21 protein-coding genes are annotated in these 19,229 nt (G+C 59.3%); 1 reads left to right on the plus strand and 20 read right to left on the minus strand.

What is annotated here, in order from left to right:
- Positions 1–46: 46 nt before the first annotated feature.
- From pilB to Lysil_RS04665, 3 genes are all read right to left on the minus strand, one after another.
- Positions 47–1,771: a type IV-A pilus assembly ATPase PilB gene (gene pilB, locus Lysil_RS04655; protein WP_103074361.1), complete on the minus strand. Its 1,725-nt coding sequence runs from the start codon at positions 1,769–1,771 to the stop codon at positions 47–49.
- A 66-nt stretch (positions 1,772–1,837) separates the two neighbouring features.
- Positions 1,838–2,185: a helix-turn-helix transcriptional regulator gene (locus Lysil_RS04660; protein ID WP_103074362.1), complete on the minus strand. Its 348-nt coding sequence runs from the start codon at positions 2,183–2,185 to the stop codon at positions 1,838–1,840.
- Positions 2,175–2,609: a type II toxin-antitoxin system RelE/ParE family toxin gene (locus Lysil_RS04665; protein WP_240600113.1), complete on the minus strand. Its 435-nt coding sequence runs from the start codon at positions 2,607–2,609 to the stop codon at positions 2,175–2,177. Before Lysil_RS04665 ends, Lysil_RS04660 begins: the two co-directional genes overlap by 11 nt.
- Positions 2,610–2,636: 27 nt before the next feature.
- On the opposite strand from Lysil_RS04665, the gene Lysil_RS04670 reads away from it, so the two are divergent.
- Positions 2,637–3,500 (plus strand): glycosyltransferase family 2 protein, encoded by an 864-nt coding sequence (locus Lysil_RS04670; protein ID WP_103074363.1) that lies wholly within the window; start codon positions 2,637–2,639, stop codon positions 3,498–3,500.
- Between the two features lie 43 nt (positions 3,501–3,543).
- Here the strand turns inward: Lysil_RS04670 and Lysil_RS04675 are convergent, their stop codons facing one another.
- From Lysil_RS04675 to Lysil_RS04755, 17 genes are all read right to left on the minus strand, one after another.
- On the minus strand, positions 3,544–4,494 hold the full coding sequence (locus tag Lysil_RS04675) for a hypothetical protein (protein ID WP_103074364.1): 951 nt from the start codon (positions 4,492–4,494) through the stop codon (positions 3,544–3,546).
- Positions 4,494–5,378, minus strand: a complete 885-nt coding sequence (locus tag Lysil_RS04680; RefSeq protein WP_103074365.1) for a glycosyltransferase family 2 protein — start codon at positions 5,376–5,378, stop codon at positions 4,494–4,496. The genes Lysil_RS04675 and Lysil_RS04680 overlap by 1 nt, the downstream gene beginning before the upstream one ends.
- A complete protein-coding gene (locus Lysil_RS04685) occupies positions 5,368–6,153 on the minus strand; it encodes a cephalosporin hydroxylase family protein (RefSeq protein ID WP_103074366.1) in 786 nt (261 codons plus the stop codon). The genes Lysil_RS04680 and Lysil_RS04685 overlap by 11 nt, the downstream gene beginning before the upstream one ends.
- Positions 6,125–6,865 (minus strand): WbqC family protein, encoded by a 741-nt coding sequence (locus tag Lysil_RS04690; RefSeq protein ID WP_103074367.1) that lies wholly within the window; start codon positions 6,863–6,865, stop codon positions 6,125–6,127. Before Lysil_RS04690 ends, Lysil_RS04685 begins: the two co-directional genes overlap by 29 nt.
- Complete coding sequence (locus Lysil_RS04695) at positions 6,862–7,416, minus strand: GNAT family N-acetyltransferase (RefSeq protein ID WP_103074368.1); 555 nt, start codon at positions 7,414–7,416, stop codon at positions 6,862–6,864. Before Lysil_RS04695 ends, Lysil_RS04690 begins: the two co-directional genes overlap by 4 nt.
- Positions 7,413–8,591 (minus strand): class I SAM-dependent methyltransferase, encoded by a 1,179-nt coding sequence (locus Lysil_RS04700; RefSeq protein ID WP_103074369.1) that lies wholly within the window; start codon positions 8,589–8,591, stop codon positions 7,413–7,415. The genes Lysil_RS04695 and Lysil_RS04700 overlap by 4 nt, the downstream gene beginning before the upstream one ends.
- Positions 8,591–9,436, minus strand: a complete 846-nt coding sequence (locus Lysil_RS04705; protein ID WP_205756855.1) for a phytanoyl-CoA dioxygenase family protein — start codon at positions 9,434–9,436, stop codon at positions 8,591–8,593. The genes Lysil_RS04700 and Lysil_RS04705 overlap by 1 nt, the downstream gene beginning before the upstream one ends.
- Positions 9,433–10,563, minus strand: a complete 1,131-nt coding sequence (locus Lysil_RS04710) for a DegT/DnrJ/EryC1/StrS family aminotransferase (protein ID WP_103074370.1) — start codon at positions 10,561–10,563, stop codon at positions 9,433–9,435. The genes Lysil_RS04705 and Lysil_RS04710 overlap by 4 nt, the downstream gene beginning before the upstream one ends.
- Entirely contained in the window at positions 10,560–11,783 is a 1,224-nt protein-coding gene (locus Lysil_RS04715; RefSeq protein WP_103074371.1) for a class I SAM-dependent methyltransferase, read from the minus strand. Before Lysil_RS04715 ends, Lysil_RS04710 begins: the two co-directional genes overlap by 4 nt.
- Entirely contained in the window at positions 11,780–12,331 is a 552-nt protein-coding gene (gene rfbC, locus Lysil_RS04720) for a dTDP-4-dehydrorhamnose 3,5-epimerase (protein WP_103074989.1), read from the minus strand. Before rfbC ends, Lysil_RS04715 begins: the two co-directional genes overlap by 4 nt.
- On the minus strand, positions 12,328–13,413 hold the full coding sequence (gene rfbG / locus Lysil_RS04725; RefSeq protein WP_103074372.1) for a CDP-glucose 4,6-dehydratase: 1,086 nt from the start codon (positions 13,411–13,413) through the stop codon (positions 12,328–12,330). Before rfbG ends, rfbC begins: the two co-directional genes overlap by 4 nt.
- A complete protein-coding gene (gene rfbF, locus Lysil_RS04730; RefSeq protein ID WP_425477121.1) occupies positions 13,404–14,177 on the minus strand; it encodes a glucose-1-phosphate cytidylyltransferase in 774 nt (257 codons plus the stop codon). Before rfbF ends, rfbG begins: the two co-directional genes overlap by 10 nt.
- 43 nt (positions 14,178–14,220) lie before the next feature.
- Positions 14,221–16,074 carry a glycosyltransferase family protein gene (locus Lysil_RS04735; protein WP_103074373.1) on the minus strand — a complete coding sequence of 618 codons (1,854 nt, stop codon included), beginning with the start codon at positions 16,072–16,074 and terminating at the stop codon, positions 14,221–14,223.
- Between the two features lie 108 nt (positions 16,075–16,182).
- Positions 16,183–16,515 (minus strand): prepilin-type N-terminal cleavage/methylation domain-containing protein, encoded by a 333-nt coding sequence (locus Lysil_RS13690; RefSeq protein WP_103074991.1) that lies wholly within the window; start codon positions 16,513–16,515, stop codon positions 16,183–16,185.
- 118 nt (positions 16,516–16,633) lie between these two features.
- Positions 16,634–16,978 carry a prepilin-type N-terminal cleavage/methylation domain-containing protein gene (locus Lysil_RS13695; protein ID WP_103074992.1) on the minus strand — a complete coding sequence of 115 codons (345 nt, stop codon included), beginning with the start codon at positions 16,976–16,978 and terminating at the stop codon, positions 16,634–16,636.
- Positions 16,979–17,206: 228 nt separating this feature from the next.
- On the minus strand, positions 17,207–17,551 hold the full coding sequence (locus tag Lysil_RS13700; RefSeq protein WP_103074993.1) for a prepilin-type N-terminal cleavage/methylation domain-containing protein: 345 nt from the start codon (positions 17,549–17,551) through the stop codon (positions 17,207–17,209).
- Positions 17,552–17,795: 244 nt separating this feature from the next.
- On the minus strand, positions 17,796–19,208 hold the full coding sequence (locus Lysil_RS04755; RefSeq protein WP_103074374.1) for a sigma-54-dependent transcriptional regulator: 1,413 nt from the start codon (positions 19,206–19,208) through the stop codon (positions 17,796–17,798).
- Positions 19,209–19,229 lie beyond the last annotated feature (21 nt).

The following is a 19,229-nucleotide window of genomic DNA, read 5'->3' on the forward strand; positions in this document are numbered from 1 at the left end:
GCGAACAATCCCGGGCGGGCGGCAGTCCTGGGGGAGGAAGACATGCTCAGTCCTTGGTGACTCGGTTGATTTCGGCCAGGCTGGTGATTCCGTTCTTCGCCTTCAGCAGCGCCGACAGGCGCAGGTCACGGATGCCGCTGCGTTGCGCGGCTTCCCCGATCTGCAGCATGTTGCCGCCCTTCAGCACGATGCTTTGAATCTCCTCGTTCATCGGCATCACCTGGTAGATGCCGGTACGCCCCTTGTAGCCCTCGGTACAGTCAGGGCATCCGACAGCCTCGTACAAGGTGATGCCGGCGTCAACCTCTTCCTGCGAGAAGCCTTCCGCCAGCAGGGCTTCGGCCGGCAACTGGACTGGTCGCTTGCAGTCGTGCAGGCGGCGGGCCAGGCGCTGGGCGATCACCAGCGTGACCGAACTGGTGATGTTGTAGGGCGCGATGCCCATGTTCATCAGGCGCGAGATGGTCTGCGGGGCGTCATTGGTGTGCAGGGTGGACAGCACCATGTGGCCGGTCTGGGCGGCCTTGACGGCGATCTCGGCGGTCTCGAGGTCGCGGATTTCGCCGACCATGATCACGTCCGGATCCTGGCGCAGAAAGCTGCGCAGGGCGGCGGCGAAGGTCATGCCGCGCTTCTGGTTCTGCTGCACCTGGTTGATGCCGCCAACGCGGATTTCCACCGGATCCTCGACGGTGGAGATGTTGCGCGATTCGTCGTTGAGGATGTTCAGCGCGGTATACAGCGACACCGTCTTGCCGGAGCCGGTGGGGCCGGTCACCAGCACCATGCCATAGGGCTTCTGGATCGCTTCCTCGAACAGTTTGCGCTGGTCGTCCTCGTAGCCGAGCTTGTCGATGCCCATCTTGGCGGCGCTGCCGTCGAGCAATCGCATCACGATCTTTTCACCGAACAGGGTCGGCAGCGAGCTGACGCGGAAGTCCATCTGCTTGGTGCGGCTGACAGTGAGCTTGATGCGGCCGTCCTGCGGCACGCGCTTCTCGGCGATGTCCAGCTGCGCCATCACCTTGATGCGGGCGGCGATGCGTTCCTTCATCTTGATCGGCGCGCGCGTCATGATCCGCAACAGGCCGTCGACGCGCATGCGGATGCGGTATTCGGCCTCGAACGGTTCGAAATGGATATCGGAGGCGCCGCGACGCACGGCATCCAGCAGGATCTTGTTGACGAACTTGACGATCGGCGCGTCGTCGCTGCCATCGCTGACCGATTCCGATGCGCTGTCCTCGTCGCCGCCATCGACCTCCAGCCCTTCCAGGCCTTCGGCGTCATCCATCATCGCGCTGAAACTTTCGTTGGCCGCCTGCCACGCTTCCAGCGTGCGCTTGAGCGTGACCTCGTCGATCAGGATGGTTTCGATGCCGGTACTGCCGGACTGGAAACGGATCTCCTCGAGCCCTTCGGTATGCGCGGGATCGGTGATGCCGAGATAGAGCCGGCTGCCACGCCGGAACAGCGGCAGCACGCCGTGCTTGGCGATCATCTCCGGCGATACCAGCTTCATCGCGTCGAACTGTGGGTCCATCGCCGCCGGATCGAACACCGGCAGGCCGAACTCCATCGATTGCGCAGCCGCCAGGGCGGGACCACCTACCAGCCCGTGCTCCAGCAGGTAGTTGGCGACCGGCTTGCGCTCCTTGGTGGCGGCGTCCTGGGCCAGACGCGCCGAGTCGGCATCGAGGGCGCCGTCCAGCACCAGACGCCGGGCGATGCCGGTGATGCCGAGCAGATTCTGCGAGGGGGCTGCGTTCATTGCGCGGGTTGGCTCCATCCGTTACCGGAAATTTAACGCACCTGCCCTGCAGAAGCGAATGGTGGGTCAGGCTGCGGTAGGCTCGCGCTTTGGTTTGGCGATCGGCGTGAGTGTGATGCGCAACTCGCATCCGACTGCGGCCGCATATTTGCGAAGCGTCGTGAGCGAGGGGGCGTGCTTGCGGCTCCCTGCAGTCGATTCCAGCCGTCCGACAGACGATTGCGCCACGCCCATGCGTTCAGCCACGTCGGCCTGTGTCATACCGGCGCGTTGGCGTGCGCGCAGCAGTTCTTCCAGCGCAACATACTCGTCTTCCAGGGCGACGAAAGCCTCCGCAAATACTGGATCCTTCATCCAACGTTTGCGAATGGCTTCCACATCGAACGGAACCGGGTTGTAACGATCATGGTCCATGTTTCAACACCTCTTTCTGTCTGGCCATTGCAACGCCCAATTCCTGCTTGGGGGTCTGTTCGGTTTTCTTGATAAAACAGTGAAGAATGACGATGCGTTTGCCGACCACGGTGCAAAATAGCGCCCGCCCGATACCTTCACGTCCCTTCGCCCGAATTTCGAAAAGTCCGCCACCCATTGCGCGGGTGTGCGGCAAACCAAGATTCGGACCGTATCGCGCCATCATGTCCAAGATACGCAAATAATCAGCACGGACGCTCGACGGCCAACCGGCAACGCCTCGTTCAACGCGGGCGCTGTAGTAGCTAAATGACCACGGCGGCATTATATCATTCTTGTTATTGAAGATTGGCTTATCCAGCGTCGCCGAGGTGGAATCCCCAAGCCATCGGGAAATCCTGAATTCACCGTAGACTTGCACCATCGGCGCGAGCCATTGGGGGAACACTGCATGCGGTTGTCGATCATCCTGCCGGCCAAGAACGAGGAAACTGGCCTTGCCAAGTCATTGCCGGCGCTACGGGCGCGCTGGCCGGAGGCCGAGGTGATCGTCGTGGACGATGGCTCCACCGATCGAACCGCAGCGGTCTGTGGCGAGCATGGCGTGCAAGTCCTGTCGTCGCCGTATTCCATGGGGAACGGCGCTGCGATCAAGCGTGGCGCGCGGGCAGCCTCGGGCGACATCCTCGTCTTCATGGACGCGGATGGCCAGCATGATCCTGCGCATATCCAGTCGTTGCTCGAGCAGCTGGATGTAGGCTACGACATGGTGGTGGGCGCGCGCGATGGCAGCGGCCAAGCCAATGCCGGGCGCGGATTGGCGAATGCTTTCTACAACCGGCTAGCGAGTTGGATGACTGGCCATCGCATCATGGATCTCACTTCGGGGTTCCGTGCTGTGCGCGCTGGCAAGTTCATGGAATTCCTGCACCTGCTGCCCAACGGATTCAGTTATCCAACCACCAGCACCATGGCGTTCTTCCGCAGCGCCTATCCGGTGGCTTACGTGCCGATTCCGGTGGCGAAGCGCGTGGGCACGAGCAGCCACATCCGCCCGATCAAGGACGGCATCCGCTTCCTGCTGATCATCTTCAAGATCGCGACGCTGTATTCGCCGTTGAAGTTGTTTGCGCCGATTGCTGCCTGCTTCGGGTTTGCTGGTTTGGGTTGGTATGCGTGGACCTTCCACCAAAATGGGCGCTTCACCAACATGAGCATGCTGCTGTTGAGTGCGGCGGTGATTGTGTTTCTGATCGGCTTAGTGTCGGAGCAGATCACCAGCTTGACCTACCAGAAGGGCGATGGAGGCATCTAGGCGTGGTCAATTGTCCGGTTATCCTTATTGGTAATCGTTCGCTTTACTTCCGGTGCCGCAAGATCATCCGACCGAGTTGATACGCACCCCACACAAGGGCATCCGACAGTAAGATCACGAGTCGAAATCCAGCCAGCAGTGCAGCTGCACTCTTCAGCGATCCAGTGCCGCTGATCATGTCTCCGGCAACAACCTCAAATACTCCGATGCCTTGTGGGGCAAAAAAGGCAATGAACCCCATGCCCCATGCGAACAGGTAGGTGGCGCCGGCCTCTAATGCAGAAACATGCACTGCTAGATCCGGAAACGAAGTCAAGAACATCACGAATGCAGTGGCGCCGATGCACCATGAAACCGCCACGATGCCAGTGCAAATCAAGTAGTCGCGTGCATGAAAGCTGCCGCGTCCTGTTGTAAGGCGATAGTTGAGCAGCCAAGGAAGTATTGCTAGCCCGAGTATGCCGCTAGTGCCCGCAAGCGCGGCGGCCAACCCCCAGCCTGTCAGTCCGCGATACAACGCAACCAACGGACCTCCCAATGCGAATGCCACGCCAACGGCGAGCGCATTCTCCAACAATACGAATATCGCAATATCGCGTTTCCCGATACCGAGCCTGGAAAAGGCAACGGCTCTGCCGACTGTGTGCCATATCCCGCCGGGGATATAGCGTGCAGGCAGATTGGCGATGTGGATGGTGGCAAGCTGGCGATAGGAAAACCGACGGCCGCCTACTGCACGGAACACCACGCTCGCGAATAGCGGTGCCAGCAGAGCCATCAACGACCAGAGGAGCACGGCAATCGGCAGTCGCCACGGGTTACCTCTGGCGAGTACTTCGCATAGGGACTCTCGGCTCTCCCATACGAAGTAGAGGAGAAAGACAAGTGCAATTGGCGTGAACAGTAGTTTTGCGATGCGCAGCGCCTTGCGGGCAAGAGCGAGCGCAGGTGTTACACCGGACTTGGGTAGCTGTAGGGGAAGCTGGCTGTGCATCAGGCTTTTCGGCCCGCCAGATAGCGCACCAGGAACGCTGGTACCAGCGCCATCAGCACCGCGATTTTCTCGCCGATACCAAGTTGGCTGCGCAGTACTGCGCGCGCCTGTTCCAGTGGCAACCGCAACAGGGGCAAGCTGCGATCTAGCCAGCTCTTGGCAAGGCCGAAATCCGAGCTCTTGTAACGCCGTATGCGATCCGCATGTGATTCACGTTTGCGCGGTTGGCGTCGCCACCACATGGCGTCTGCTGCGTGCAGGAAATCCCCCTTCAATGCCAGCTCGACAAGCACGATCTGGTCAGCTCCCACGCAGGCATGGATCTTGGGCAGCTCATGCAGGTAGCGGGTGCGAATCAGTCCGAGGATGGGGTGTGCATTGCCCCAAAACGCCATAAAAAATCGCAGCATCGCTTGCATGCCACGGGTGTCGTACCAGCCCGATTCCTTGTCCCAGGCGCGATCCTCTTCGTCGATCCAGCTGGCAGGACCGTAAGCCAGCGCTGAGGAGGGATGCCCCTCCAGCAACGTGACGCAGGTCGAGATTAGTCCCGGTGACCAGGCATCGTGCCCCGACGCCCACATGAAGTACTTCCCAGTGGCCTGCTCCAGCACATGGATTGAGTTGGCGGCGGATCCCACATTGTGCGGCCGTCGGTGGTAGCGGATCCAGCTGGAGCGTTGCGCATACTCCAAGCAGATTGCCTCTGTTTCGTCCGTGGAGCAGTTGTCCGAAATAATGATCTCGATGTTGGCGTAATCCTGAGCCAGCAGGCTATCCAGCGTCCTGCGCAGGAAGCGCGCTTCGTTGTATGCGAACAGCCCGATGGATACCAGCGGCAGATCTTGTTCACCGGATCCATCAATGTCCGACTCAGTCGCCATCAGCGACGCGCCTCAGGTAACCGCCTGGCGCGACCGTGATCAGCAGCTTGGCCTCGATGTCCTCGTCCACTTCGAAGTTCCGGTTGTGGGAAAGGAACTCACGCACGGCCGTCTTGGGGTTGTCACCTCGGCCCCATGGTCGGTCCTGGATGAGATTGTCCGGCATGTCCTCGATCAATGTGTCGTACACCACGCAATAACTGCCCGGTCCGACCAATGGTGCATAAGCCTCCAGCTCAGCGAGCACGTGGTCGTGGGTGTGGTTGGAGTCGAGAAGCACCAACACGCGTTTCCCGGCAGCGCGTTCCCGCACGCGCTGCACGACATCGGCGTCAATTGACGAGCCTTCGATCATCTCGATCCGCGTAGCCATTGGATGGGCCTCGATCGCCTCACGGTTGTGGCGGCGAATGTCTATGTCGATGCCCAGCACCTTGCGTTTTGGTGTGTGCGGGTCGAGAAGGGCGCCTGTCTCAGCCGCTTCGCAGTAATCCAGAAGTGCCAGTAGCGAGGCGCTGAGCATGAGTGAGCCGCCGTGGGCGATGCCGGTTTCAATGATCAGATCTGGCCGTACGTCCCATATCAGCTCCTGCAAAGCTGCCATGTCTTGGGGGAATTGGATAACCGGCCGACCGAGCCAGCGAAAATTGTAGGCGTACTTATGCTGGGTAATCTCGCGCAACCAGATACGCGAAAGCGCCTGCACGTCGATGTCCCGCTTCAGGCCGGCAATGTTGCCGGCAACTTCAGTCTGAAATCGCTCGGTTTCGTTCATGGGTGGGAAAGTCCTTCCAGGGAGTGATGCGCGGGCAGATGAATTTTTTGCCATGAGAGCCGGTGTTCGCAATTAGGTCCAGTGCGGATACGAATGGGGTGAACTCGCCGTGCAGCTGCGGATAGGGCGCCTTCGTGTAGTCCATATACTCCACAGCGATACCGGTGCGATCGAACGCCGCGTGGTCGAGGTAGCGGGCAGCACCGTGACCGGTAATGTAGCGGGTACCGCCGAGCGAGCGCACGATCTTGAGTACCCGCGTGCTGCCGCTGTCACCGATTCCGAGTTCGTCGATATCGACGAAGCGGCAATCGCGGTCGAGGTCGAAATATTCACACAGTGCCAGCAGGGACGCGGTAGCGAGTGCACCGATGTCGGCGTAATCATGCGCGTACACACCGCGCACCAAATCAAGCATTGCATCGCGGTACGGTGCATCTGTGTAGGCATCCGCTAGCAACGCCAAGTGCTCCTCGCGCCAAGGGCGCTTGTCGCTAGGGCGCACTTGGTCGATGCGTTGTCCCAAGTGCAGGTCGGCAAGTGGCACCGTCATCCAGCGCGACCCGTTCGCGGTCTTGACCTGAACACGATTGACGAAGCTCCCCTTGGAGAACTGCACATCCGTGTAGTTCACATAAACGTCTGCCAGGCGCACCTGCTCCAGCAAGCCGACCCATGGGAACAGCATTGGCTGTGAGATCACGACTTTCATGTTGGCGAAATCGGTCTGATTGCCGCCCTACGCAACAATCGCTCCATCAGGATGATATCGATATATGCATCTCGTTCGCGGTAGTGGCCAGCAAGGCGCCCAACCTCGAGGTAACCCTCGCGGCGATAGAAGGCGATCGCGCGTGCGTTGTCCGCACGTACCCGCAAGCCGATCTTGCGCAGACCGTATTGATCACCCAAGTGTGTATGAAGAAGATCGAGTGCCGCGGTGGCGATGCCGTGGCCTTGTGCAAGGGGGGACAGGCAGATGCCGAGCTCGCAGTGACCTTGGAACACGTCCATGGCCGCGGCCTGCACATAGCCGAGCATTGAGTCGTCGGCGCGGCTAGCGATGACGTACAGCAGAAGATCGGGCTGAGCCGCGCGCTCTACTAGCCATTCGCGTACGCGTTCAATGGGGTTCGGCCGGGCGCGCGCCATCAGCTTTGCCTGTAGATCCACGTCACTGCGCAGTATCGACAATACCGGCAAGTCAGCTTCGCGCCAGCCACGCAGTCGCACCGTAACGCCCTCAAGCGCCGGGCCGATCATAGGAAGAAAAATTTCAGGTCAGGGCGAGCCAATGCCGGGATGTCCGCGACGATGTGGCGTGCGTGCGCCGGATTAAGGCCGATCAATACCGTGTTTAGATCGGCAGGCAACTGCGCGGGTGGCAATACCGGTTTTTGGTTGAAGAATTTACCGTGCAGGAACGGGTTGTTGTCCAGATGGCATGCGACGCGTTCCGGATCGGCCAGGCTTATGCGCAGAAACGCCCCATAGAATCCTGCACCGTAGATCGCCACTTGCTTCCGTTCTGGCAGGGCGTGCTCGAATTCACGCACGCGCCTGGAAGCGCTACCCCAGAAGTTGGCGAGGCCGGAAAGCTGACTGCAGACACGTTCGATTCCAGCGTAGTCGGTAGACATCCTGATGACTGTGTCGCTTATCGGTTTCTGTGCCACCAGCACGAGTGCACCGCGATGTGCCGTGTCATCGATGCGCTCGGCGACCAGTCCCGCATCCGCAAGAAGGCGCTCGAGCGATGACACAGTGAAGTGGTTGCAGTGATCGACAACCACGAAGTCGGCGACATTCGTCATCACATTCGGCACTACTGCGTAGAAGCGACCACCCGGGCGCATTAGAGAGGCGATATGACGCAGCGTGTCGGCAACCGCCGGGATGTGCTCAAGTGAGAAGAACGAGGTAACTAGGTCGAAGCGCCCCATCCAATTCGCGGGAGTGTACTTGATCGCCCAGTTCCCACGCTGGGAAAACTTGTCCCAGAATGGTTCGTAACGCGCGCTGACGTCATACAGGTGCGGCACGATGCCGGGCTCTTGTGCGCATAACGTGCGAATGGTTGAACCCTTGGCGCATCCGTAGTCGAGCAACAGCATCGGAGATGCGATATCGCCCAGCATGTCGCGAAGCACTCGGACCTGGTGCGTCGTGCGGTATGTCGGCGCACCGTCACGCATCTCGTAGATCTGGTCTTCTTCCTCGCTATCGACCAAGATGTCGTATTCGTTGTCGTAGAAGGCGTCGATACCTTCGATTGCACGCGTCTGCAGATGCCCGCAGCTCGTGCATGCGAACACCTCGGTGGTGGAGGAGTGCAGGCGGCACAACGATGTCAGCGTCTGGCCGTCCGCAGAGCGGTACAGCGCCTCGCCAAGTGGCGCGCGGCATACGTTACAAATGTTGGCTGCGGATGTCGTCATCAATCGGCGCACAGTTCGGGGTGTATTCGGCGAAAATCCACGCCGGAGGCGAACGAGCCTTTCCAGCCATGCGCGCGACCGGTCGGATCATTGAAATTGAAGTAACGGAACTGCATGGACCAGCGCGGGCGCGTACTTTGGTTGTAACCGGACGCATGTAGCGTAAGGAAGTCGATCAACACCAAGTCGCCAGGCATGGTGAGTGGCGCGGCTTGAGGATAGCGCCCGACGACTTGCGCTTCATTCTCCAGTCGCAATGCGTATGCGCCGCTGCGTTCACTGCTTGGTTCCGGTTGGGTCAGTACCGGGATCAGCCCGCCAGAGTGGGAGGTAGGACAGAAGCGCACCGGACCGAATTCTTCCGTCACCATGCGCAATGGGCTCCAGAACACCAGCCCGTCGAGACTGCGCAGTTGTGCCGGATACTCCTGGTGCCACTCGGCGCGAAAACGATCTTCTGCCGGATTGTCGATCCGGATGCCGTAGCCGCCAGAGGCGATCGCAGGTACCGAATCGGGGCGTAGTTGCGTGAAGATCTGCTCATGGCGCGGGTCGGCGAGCAGTCGCATAAAGGCCGGAATCTGCTTGACGGCATCATAAACCTCACCGCCCCACGACCGATCGGTACCGATCAGCATTTCGTACCCGTCGTCGAAATCATCCGCGCTAAACTGCGTGCGGTTATCGCTGAGACCGTGGCGCAGCATTACCTGGCCGATCACCTGGTGGATGCCGCGCTGGATTGGCAGCAATTGTATGGCCATGTCATAGAAGCCGCGCACGACCAATACGCCGTCGCGCCAGAACGACTCGATCTGCTCGGCTGAAAGGGGCACTGAACTCATCGCGGCCTCCTACCAAGGTGATCGACTACATGACGGGCAACGCGTGCGATCTCCGCATCTGTGAGGTCATGGTAGCTGGGAAGGTTGAGTGCACGTGCCGACAACGAAAGACTTTCGGTGTGTTGCGGGCGCGACTCGAATGCAGGAAGGCTGGACAACGGCCAGAAAAACACCCGTCCATCGATGTTGTCTGCCATGAATGCGGCGAGCAATTCTTCCCGGTTGAATGGTATTCCCCCATCAACAACGAAGGTCGGCATCCAGTAGCCGTTGACCGTACCGACAGGTTCCGGATTCATGCGCAGCGGCAATCCTGAAAGCGCAGCGCGGTAGCTCTCGAACACTCGGCGTTTGCCGGCGACTAGTTCATCAATGCGCTCCATCTGGGCGCATCCGATCGCCGCCTGAACGTTCGACATCTTGTACTTGAAGCCAATGCGTTCTGGCCAAAATTGCCGGTTTTCGCCCCTTGCGCGGCCGTGGTTCGACAGGGTGAGGACGCGTGCGTACAAGGCATCGTCATTGGTGACGAAGATGCCACCTTCACCGGTGGTTATGGTCTTGGTGCCGTGGAACGAGAATGCGCCGAATGCGCCCATCGATCCTGCGCGCCGACCATGCCAGACGGATCCGATGGCTTCGGCGGCGTCTTCGATAAGGTGCAGTCCGTGTTTCTCGGCAATGGCGGAGAGCGCATCCATGTCACAGAGATTGCCGTAGAGGTGGACGGCGAGGATCGCCTTGGTCCGTGGCGTGATAGCGGCTTCGACGGCGGATGGGTCGAGGCACCAAGTGTCTCGCGACACGTCCACCAGCACTGGTTTTGCGCCAAGGTGGACGATGGGGGCGGCGGAGGCGATCCAGTTGATGTCGGCGATAATTACCTCGTCGCCGGGACCGATACCTAGACCAGCCATACCCATGTGCAGGGCGCCGGTGGCGCTGGAGGTGGCGATGGCATGGCGCACACCGAGATGTTGCGCGAACAATTGTTCAAAGCGTTCGATGTATTCGTAGCAGCGCTCGCCCCAGCCGTTGGAGACGGCGTCGTTGGCGTAGCGTATTTCTAGGCCGGTGATCGACGGCTTGGTGTAGTAGATGCGACTGTTCGGACCTTCGGAGTTCATGACACTTCCAGTTTCGGCACTGCAGTGACGAATTTCCCGCGCCATTCGCGAATGTATGCAAGTTGCATGGTGATTTCGTCGCGTAGATTCCAAGGCAGGACTACCACGTAGTCGGGACGGGTTTCGCGTATCCGTGTTTCGGTGACGACCGGGATGCGCGATCCGGGCAAGTAGCGACCTTGCTTGTGTGGTGATGCATCCACGACATAGGTCAGCAGATCCGGGCGCACGCCGGCGTAATTGAGCAGTGTGTTGCCCTTCGCCGCCGCGCCGTAGCCGATCACCGATTTCCCGTTGCGCTTGCAGTCCAACAGAAAGGAGAGGAAGTCGTTCTTGATTTCGTTGGCTGTACGCTGGAAGTCTTGGTAGTAGGACATGTCCAGCATGCCAGAGGCGCGCTCCCGGGCCAGCAAAGTGCCGACTGCGGTGGTCTCATGGTTCGCGGCCCCTGCGTGGCAAGCCCATATGCGCAGTGAGCCGCCATGCGTAGGAAGTTCCTCTACGTCCCAGATACGCACGCCGTGCATGGCGAGGACGCGCTGTACCGTGTGGAACGAGAAATACGAGAAATGCTCGTGATAGACGGTGTCGAACTGACGTTTCGTCATCAATTGCATTAAGTGCGGGAACTCGATCGTGATGTTGCCTTCGGGCGCAAGCATTGTGGCGAGGCCGGCAACGAAATCGTTGAGGTTGGGGACATGGGCCAGCACGTTGTTGGCGATAATGAGGTCCGCGTTGCCCCGGGATGCCGTGAATTCCTGTGCGGAATGTTGGCCGAAGAACTGTTCCAGTGTCTCGATACTGCGCTCGCGCGCTACTGCTGCCGTACTGGCGGTGGGTTCGATTCCGATGCAAGGGATGCCACGTGCCTTGACGTATTGCAACAGGTAGCCGTCGTTGGAGGCGATCTCCACCACCAGGCTATGTGGGGTGATGTCTAGCCGCTCGACCGCTTGCGCCACGTAGCGTTCGGCATGGTCGAGCCAACTGCGCGAATAGGAAGAGAAGTACACGTAGTCACTGGAGAACAGCGCATCGTGTTTTTGCACTTCGTCCACTTGCACGAGATGACATTGGTTGCAGACGTGGAGTTTGAGGGGAAACCACGCCTCGGGGGCATTGAGTTCGTCGACGCGCAGGAAAGCGTTGGAAGGGGGTGCGCTACCCAAGTCCAGGAACACGTCGTGCAATGGGGAGTCGCAGAAGCGGCACTTCATGGCCGCACTCCCGCGAAGCCGTCATCGATTGGTGTATAGCCACGATCGCGCGTAGATAGCCCGGTTGCTGGAAGCGGCCAGGCGATCGACAAGCGCGGATCGTTATGGCAGATGCCGGCTTCGCACGCCGGTGTCCACGGTGCAGTGTGCATGTACAACAGGTCGACTTCGTCTGAGAGTGCTTGGAACCCGTGGGCGAAACCCTCGGGGATGAAGACGGCACGGCCATTGTCTTCACTGAGTTCCACAGCATGCCAATGGAGGAACGTGGGCGATTCTGCGCGCAAGTCTACAGCCACGTCGAACGCGCGTCCGCGTAAGCAGCGAATCAGCTTGGCTTCCGCGGCGGGCGGCGTCTGGTAATGCAAGCCGCGGAGGGTGCCTCGACCCCGTGTTTCAGAGAGATTGATCTGGGTGAAGTGCAGGTCAGGGCGAATGGCGGCAAGTTCCTTTTCGCAGAACAGTCGTGTGAAGCGTCCGCGAGCATCGCCGATCGGGGTGTGCTGGATTTCGAACAGACCCGCAAGCGCGGTGCGTTGGTATTTCACGACCCCCACTCCAGACCGAGTTTGCAGGCGTCATCGATATAAGCAGCTAAATCGTTCGCACTATTCACGTTGCCGAAATCGCGGAAATCGTGGTACCACGCGGCAGTCCGGGCCAACGCGACCTCAATGTCCCAAACCGGTCGCCATGCCAGTAGTTGATGAGCTTTACCGACATTGAGTCGCAGGGTGGCGGCTTCGTGCGGATGCGTGCCGCCATCGGGCTGGATGCTGATGGTGTTCGATTGCGTTGCCAGTCCTTCGATCAGTGACTGGACGCTGATTTCCCCGGCAGGACCGGGCCCGAAATTCCAGGCACCGGCAAGGCTGCCGTCGTTCCAGAGGCACTGCGCCAGGCGCAGGTAGCCGGAGAGTGGCTCCAGCACGTGTTGCCAGGGACGGATGGCGAACGGGCTCCGTATCTGCAATGGCTGTCCGGAGCTGATGGCGCGCTCCAGATCGGGAACCAATCGGTCCTCGGCCCAGTCGCCGCCACCGATCACGTTGCCGGCACGCGCCGTGGCAACGTGCACGTCGGAATGGGTCGTGCCGAAGAAACTCTTGCGGTAACAGTCCGACACCAGTTCCGCGCAGGCCTTCGAGCTGCTGTAAGGATCGTGCCCACCCAATGGATCGGTTTCGCGGTAGCTTTCGTGGCTGGCGTGCTCGGCGTAGACTTTGTCAGTGGTCGCGTTGATCAGTACGCGCACCGACGGACACGTGCGAGCGGCTTCGAACAAATTGACCAGGCCCATCACGTTCGAAGCGAATGTCGTCGCGGGATCACGGTAGCTACGACGGACCAGCGGTTGTGCTGCCAGGTGAAAGACGATCTCCGGGTTGTATGCATCCAGTACGCCGCGAACGGCCTGCGCATCTCGCAAGTCCACCCGGTAGTCAGTTACATCCCCAAGTGCAAGGAGCGACCAATGCGAGGGGTGTGTATCCGGATCGAGGGCCAGTCCTGCAACCTGCGCGCCCAGTGCACGTAACCACAGCACAAGCCACGAGCCTTTGAAGCCCGTGTGGCCCGTCACCAGCACACGCCGATCAGCGTAAATGCCGTTGAACAGGTTCAGGGCCATACCTTCCACGGGGCCCTTCCGGATTGCCAGAGTTCCTCCAGCTTCAACTTGTCGCGCAAGGTGTCCATGGGTTGCCAGAATCCGCGATGCACGTATGCAGACAGCTGTTCATCTTTGGCCAAGCGCTCCAATGGCTCGCGTTCCCAGATCATCGCGTCGCTCTCGATGTAGTCGAGCGCTCCCGGCTCCAGGATGAAGTACCCGCCATTGATCCAGGTGCCATCACCCGCAGGCTTTTCCTCGAAACGTGTGATGCGATGATCTTTGATATCTATGGCGCCAAATCGCCCCGGTGGTTGCGCGGCACACATTGTCGCCAGCGTGCCTTTTTCCCGATGGAAGGCGAGTTCCGCATGGATGTTGATGTCGGCCAAGCCATCGCCGTACGTAAAGAAGAATGAATCACCATCGAGATAATCGGCAACGCGCTTGAGGCGGCCACCGGTCTGTGTTTCGTTGCCGGTGTCCACCAAGGTGACGCGCCAAGGCTCGGCGTGCTTTTGGTGCACCTCCAATTTATTCGTGGACATGTCGAAGGTGACGTCGGACATGTGCAGAAAATAGTTGGCGAAATACTCCTTGATCACGTAACCCTTGTAACCAAGGCAGATGATGAAATCATTGATGCCGTAATGCGAATAGATCTTGAGGATGTGCCAGAGCACTGGCATGCCGCCGATTTCGATCATCGGTTTCGGGCGCACTACGGTTTCTTCACTGAGTCGTGTGCCTAGGCCGCCGGCAAGTATGACCGCTTTCATCATGGATGAATCCTTGGATGGGGGTACGCGCGTTAGCAGGAACATATCAATGCGCTTGCGGGCTACCTCTTTGGTCGTCCATTTTCTCCAGCTTGGTTACCCACTCAATCCTTCCCGCTGTTTTCAGCCGGGCAATAATTTCGCGGGATCCAGGGCCGTGCGGCGAGAAAAGTTGTATGGATCTCTCGAAGTAGGGATAGGCTCGTTCTGGCTGGCGGGTTTGGGTCAGGATGAAGGTGCCAATCGAGGCCATTTCATTGGGGCCAAGCGGCATTCTCCTGGAAATGATATCAAGCGCTCCGAGAACCCCGTCGTCGTTCAATGCCACACCTTGGCTGACATTGTTCATCAGAACCGAAGCAGTTCGCATATTTTCAGGCCCCAAATTGACCCATTGCAGTCGGTTTAGCAAAATATCCCAATCCGCTTGCGTTGCGTTGCCTCGCATCGATTTGAAGATAATGAGATTGGTCAGGCTGGTGACAGAATAGGGGGCAGCCTCAGCGCCCTTGCCGCAGATATCAATTGCCTTGCTGAGGTAAGGGTTTCCTGCGGCCTTTCCTCCGCCTAATTGATAGAAATATAGGCATAACGAGTTCCATGCACGAGCCGAACGTGGAGCGAATTCCGTGCTTCTCTGTGCAAGTCCCAGTGGGCTATCCCAGATGCGTGCGCGTACCGAAGTGGCGGCACTCAATAGCGCCAGCAAGAGAATGCATGTGCCAATGGCAAGTGGAGTTCGAACGCGCAGACGCTGAGTGATCAGCATAACCAGATCGCCCACGGCCAGAACAACACCGATCAACGGGAAGTGGTTGCGGTGTTCGAACGCCAGTTCAAGATTAGCTATATTGCTGGTGAGAAATTGACCAGAGAAAAATATGAAAATACCAAACGCGAATAGCGACCGTTGTATGCGTAAGCGCCAGGCCAACACTAGAAGTGCTGCCACGACCAGGAGCGAGGGGAGAGTGCTTGCAGGGTGCAGCAGGCTACGCGATGGCTCGATCCAGTCGTAGTAGAAAGGCATGTGCTGCGGCAAAGGAAGAATGATCTCCCATAAATACATGCACAGCACTCGCCCTTGGGTCAGCAACCGCTCGATGGTGGAGAAATCCCGTCCAGGGTAAGGTCCTCGAGACCAGTAATGCGGTATGGCGACTAACAGGAAGAGCGCGGCACCTCCTGCGGTCATGAATGCATAACCCGTGCGCAGCCTGCGGGAAAGCTCAGGGTTTTCAGCACGGAAACGTAGAACTGTCAATTCCAGCGCCAGAGTATAGACAGGCAAGAGAATGGCATCTTCCTTACAGCCGAAGGCCAATGCCCAGAACAAACTGGATAACATCCAGCCAGTGCGGCCCGACCGGCCTTCGATTTGGGTTTGCCTTGCCTTGAGGTAGGTCAGCAATGCCAACACCAAGAACAAGGTAGCCATCGTCTGCATACGCTGCACGACATACAGCACCGATGAAACTTGCAGAGGGTGTAACGCCCATGCAAGTGTTAGCACTACAGCGATCAATCGAGCGTGCTTTGGAGCGGTATTGGCTGCCAGTAGCAAATTGCTGAAAAACCACGCCAGCACGAACGTTGTCACGGCATGGATGGCAATGTTTGTAGTTTTGAATGCGACGGGATCAAGCCCGCCACTGCGCCAATAATCCAGCGCAAAACTCAGGGTCGGTAGAATGCGTGTGGCGCCACCTGGCTGAAGCCCAAACAATACTTGGAGCAAAGAGTTGGCGCTTAGTGATGCAAGCTGGATTCCTGGGTTATTGATGATGTTCGGCTCATCATCAAATACAAAGCCGCCATTAAGGCCTAAAAAGAATGGCAGACTCGCCAGTACTGCGCAGATCGCGCTGGCAAGCAAAAACCGACGGTTAGAGAAGGTCATGAGAGGGGGGCGATCAGTCGACTGGTCGATTATCGGCGATCGCCATGTTTTTGATAGATCCCCCGGCTGCATATTGCGGCGCGGCGCCCGGATCGCGAGTGAAGTGGATCAGGGCGCTACGGTGCAATTGCCGTTCTGCATGGTGCAGGTTATCTGCTTGTTGCCCGGCGCTTGGGGCGTGCCAGTAATCGGGGTGCTGAAGTTGGTGGCGGTATCCGTAGCGCTGCAGGCCTTTGTGGGTGGAGCGGGAGGGGGGCTGCCGTTATACATCGTGGCCAGAGAGAAGTTGGCGTAATTCTTCATTTCCATCAGACAGGCGTTGTTGGCTGATTTGATTCGGTAGTTGTTATAGGCTGGCAGTGCGATGGCCGCCAGGATAGCGATGATGGCCACCACGATCATCAGTTCGATCAGCGTGAAGCCGCGTTCGGTCTTGGCCATGGCCATATTTCCTGATAATGATTGCCCCATAACTTGACCTAGCAAGTTTCGGGCCAACGCTCCAAGATAAAAAGCCCTTCGTTTAGAAGGGCTTTCTGGGGGCGCTTGGCGGCCCGTTTTAATGCGGGGCGCCGCATGTTGCCGTAGCAGAATCGCAGTAAGTGCTCTTACTACCCGGCTTCTGCGGGGAGAACGTAACAGATTGGTTCGTGCTCACCTGGGCGGCGGTCAGCGTCATGGTGCCGTTGCAAGCCTTGCCCGGAGAAGCCGGGACGGGGGTCAGGTTCGACATCACCGCAGCCACGGCCGAGTTCATGTAGGCCTTGGCTTCGGCCTGGCAAGCGCCTTCGGCTGACTTGATGCGGTAATTGTTGTAAGCCGGCAGCGCGATGGCGGCCAGGATGGCGATGATCGCAACGACGATCATCAGTTCGATCAGGGTAAAGCCTTGCTGCTTCTTCATTTGGATAATCCCCATGGAGTGGATGTTTCTAGCAGCACATGCTCTGAACCACAGGAGAGGGCGGGTCCATGGTCCAGCCGCAGGCATGTGTTTGACGAGTCAAGCAGGCGCAATACTGATCGTCAATGGCTGTAGCGCGGGCGGCGGTGCGTTTCAGACAAACGGTTGCCTTGGGCAATAGAAAAGCCCCTCTTACGAGGGGCTTTTTTGACGATGCTTTATCGCGAATCAGTGCGGGGCACCGCAAGTAGCGGTAGCGGTATCACAGTGGGTGCTCTTACTACCCGGCTTCTGCGGGGAGAACGTAACAGATTGGTTCGTGCTCACCTGGGCGGCGGTCAGCGTCATGGTGCCGTTGCAAGCCTTGCCCGGAGAAGCCGGGACGGGGGTCAGGTTCGACATCACCGCAGCCACGGCCGAGTTCATGTAGGCCTTGGCTTCGGCCTGGCAAGCGCCTTCGGCTGACTTGATGCGGTAATTGTTGTAAGCCGGCAGCGCGATGGCGGCCAGGATGGCGATGATCGCAACGACGATCATCAGTTCGATCAGGGTAAAGCCTTGCTGCTTCTTCATTTGGATAATCCCCATGGAGTGATTGTTCATGTGCCACGTGCGGCCGGGCCGGGGGATCCAAGTCCTTTGGAGCCTGACGACAGGACACGTGCCGGAAGAGTGAAGCAGGGGATGTGCCAAACGTCAATCCCCGCTAACTCATTGATGAATCTCGGTTGGTAGTGCGAAGAACGTCACTTTGCCGCCTTCATGAAGGTGAATGTGACGTGAAATGTCACGATTGGTCAGGCCATTGCTGGCCGAGTTACTCCATCCCCAGCTTCTTCAACTTGTAGCGCAATGCCCGGAAAGTGATGCCGAGCGCGGCTGCTGTCTTGGTCTTGTTGTAGCGGTTTTCCAGCAGGGCTTTTTCGATGGCGGCGCGTTCCAGTTGCTCCATGGCGCCGGTGAGGTCGCCATTGGCGCTGGGCGCGGCGACATCCATCGGTGCGGACACCGTCGTCGTTGCGGGTGCGGCGACTGCTTGCGGCTCGGGAGCGGGAACAGACGCAGCCACCACCGCACCCTGCGGCAAACGCAGGTCGCTGGCGTGGATCAGTTCGCCGTCGGCGAGGGTCATCGCGCGTTCCAGGGTGTTTTCCAGTTCGCGGATGTTGCCGGGGAAGGGGTAATCGCGCAGGGCGGCGAGGGCGTCATCGGATAACGACGGCGGCGTGGCGAGGCCGTGGCGTTCCGCCAGTCTGGCGAGGATGGCATTGCACAGGATCGGCAGGTCGTCGCTGCGTTCGCGCAGGGGCGGGACGCGCAGTTCGATCACGTTGATGCGGTAGTACAGGTCGTGGCGGAAGCCACCCTGTTCGACCAGGGTCGCCAGATCCTTGTGGGTGGCGGAGAGGATGCGCACGTCTACCTGTTGCTCGGCTTGGCCGCCGACCGGCCGCACTGATTTTTCCTGGATGGCGCGCAGCAGTTTCACCTGCATCGCCAGCGGCAGTTCGGCGACTTCGTCGAGGAACAGGGTGCCGCCGTTGGCCGCCTGGAACAGGCCTTCCTTGTCGGCGTGGGCGCCGGTGAAGCTGCCTTTCCTGTGGCCGAAGAATTCGCTTTCCATCAGTTCGGCGGGAATCGCGCCGCAGTTGACCGGCACGAAGCTGCCATTGGCGCGCGGGCCGCTCTGGTGGATGGTGCGGGCGACCAGTTCCTTGCCCGATCCCGACTCGCCATGGATGTAGACCGGCGCCTGGCTGCGCGCGACCTTGTCGATGGTCTGGCGCAGTGCCTGCATCGCCGGCGACTGTCCGAGCATGCGCCCGGCCGGGGATTGGGCGTGTGCGGTTTCGCGTTCGGAGCGCAGCCGCAATGCGTTGCGCACCAGTTCGCGCAGGATATGGAGATCGACCGGCTTGCTGACGAAGTCGAAGGCGCCGCGCTTGAGCGCTTCCACCGCGGCTTCGACATTGCCGAACGCGGTGATCATCGCCACCGGCGTGCCCGGATGCGTGGCCGCGATATGGGTGATCAGGTCCATGCCCGAGCCATCGGGCAGGCGCATGTCGGTGAGGCAGAAGTCGAACTCGTGGCTGGCCAGTTGCGACCGGGCGGCGGACACGGTGGCAGCGGTCTCCACGCGCAAGCCCATCCGCGTCAGGGTGACCACCAGCAATTCGCGGATGTCGCGCTCGTCATCGACCACAAGTGCGCTTTGCGTGTCCGCCATGCGTGAATTCGGATTGTCTCG

Origin of the sequence: Solilutibacter silvestris (assembly GCF_002895945.1) — a bacterium.
Lineage (GTDB): Bacteria > Pseudomonadota > Gammaproteobacteria > Xanthomonadales > Xanthomonadaceae > Solilutibacter > Solilutibacter silvestris.

What these genes read in the sequence shown, in the direction of transcription:
- pilB (WP_103074361.1), bottom strand. Translation starts at nt 1,771, where the DNA reads ATGAACGCAGCCCCCTCGCAGAATCTGCTCGGCATCACCGGCATCGCC.
- Lysil_RS04660 (WP_103074362.1), bottom strand. Translation starts at nt 2,185, where the DNA reads ATGGACCATGATCGTTACAACCCGGTTCCGTTCGATGTGGAAGCCATT.
- Lysil_RS04665 (WP_240600113.1), bottom strand. Translation starts at nt 2,609, where the DNA reads ATGGTGCAAGTCTACGGTGAATTCAGGATTTCCCGATGGCTTGGGGAT.
- Lysil_RS04670 (WP_103074363.1), top strand. Translation starts at nt 2,637, where the DNA reads ATGCGGTTGTCGATCATCCTGCCGGCCAAGAACGAGGAAACTGGCCTT.
- Lysil_RS04675 (WP_103074364.1), bottom strand. Translation starts at nt 4,494, where the DNA reads ATGCACAGCCAGCTTCCCCTACAGCTACCCAAGTCCGGTGTAACACCT.
- Lysil_RS04680 (WP_103074365.1), bottom strand. Translation starts at nt 5,378, where the DNA reads ATGGCGACTGAGTCGGACATTGATGGATCCGGTGAACAAGATCTGCCG.
- Lysil_RS04685 (WP_103074366.1), bottom strand. Translation starts at nt 6,153, where the DNA reads ATGAACGAAACCGAGCGATTTCAGACTGAAGTTGCCGGCAACATTGCC.
- Lysil_RS04690 (WP_103074367.1), bottom strand. Translation starts at nt 6,865, where the DNA reads ATGAAAGTCGTGATCTCACAGCCAATGCTGTTCCCATGGGTCGGCTTG.
- Lysil_RS04695 (WP_103074368.1), bottom strand. Translation starts at nt 7,416, where the DNA reads ATGATCGGCCCGGCGCTTGAGGGCGTTACGGTGCGACTGCGTGGCTGG.
- Lysil_RS04700 (WP_103074369.1), bottom strand. Translation starts at nt 8,591, where the DNA reads ATGACGACATCCGCAGCCAACATTTGTAACGTATGCCGCGCGCCACTT.
- Lysil_RS04705 (WP_205756855.1), bottom strand. Translation starts at nt 9,436, where the DNA reads ATGAGTTCAGTGCCCCTTTCAGCCGAGCAGATCGAGTCGTTCTGGCGC.
- Lysil_RS04710 (WP_103074370.1), bottom strand. Translation starts at nt 10,563, where the DNA reads ATGAACTCCGAAGGTCCGAACAGTCGCATCTACTACACCAAGCCGTCG.
- Lysil_RS04715 (WP_103074371.1), bottom strand. Translation starts at nt 11,783, where the DNA reads ATGAAGTGCCGCTTCTGCGACTCCCCATTGCACGACGTGTTCCTGGAC.
- rfbG (WP_103074372.1), bottom strand. Translation starts at nt 13,413, where the DNA reads ATGGCCCTGAACCTGTTCAACGGCATTTACGCTGATCGGCGTGTGCTG.
- rfbF (WP_425477121.1), bottom strand. Translation starts at nt 14,177, where the DNA reads ATGATGAAAGCGGTCATACTTGCCGGCGGCCTAGGCACACGACTCAGT.
- Lysil_RS04735 (WP_103074373.1), bottom strand. Translation starts at nt 16,074, where the DNA reads ATGACCTTCTCTAACCGTCGGTTTTTGCTTGCCAGCGCGATCTGCGCA.
- Lysil_RS13690 (WP_103074991.1), bottom strand. Translation starts at nt 16,515, where the DNA reads ATGGCCAAGACCGAACGCGGCTTCACGCTGATCGAACTGATGATCGTG.
- Lysil_RS13695 (WP_103074992.1), bottom strand. Translation starts at nt 16,978, where the DNA reads ATGAAGAAGCAGCAAGGCTTTACCCTGATCGAACTGATGATCGTCGTT.
- Lysil_RS13700 (WP_103074993.1), bottom strand. Translation starts at nt 17,551, where the DNA reads ATGAAGAAGCAGCAAGGCTTTACCCTGATCGAACTGATGATCGTCGTT.
- Lysil_RS04755 (WP_103074374.1), bottom strand. Translation starts at nt 19,208, where the DNA reads ATGGCGGACACGCAAAGCGCACTTGTGGTCGATGACGAGCGCGACATC.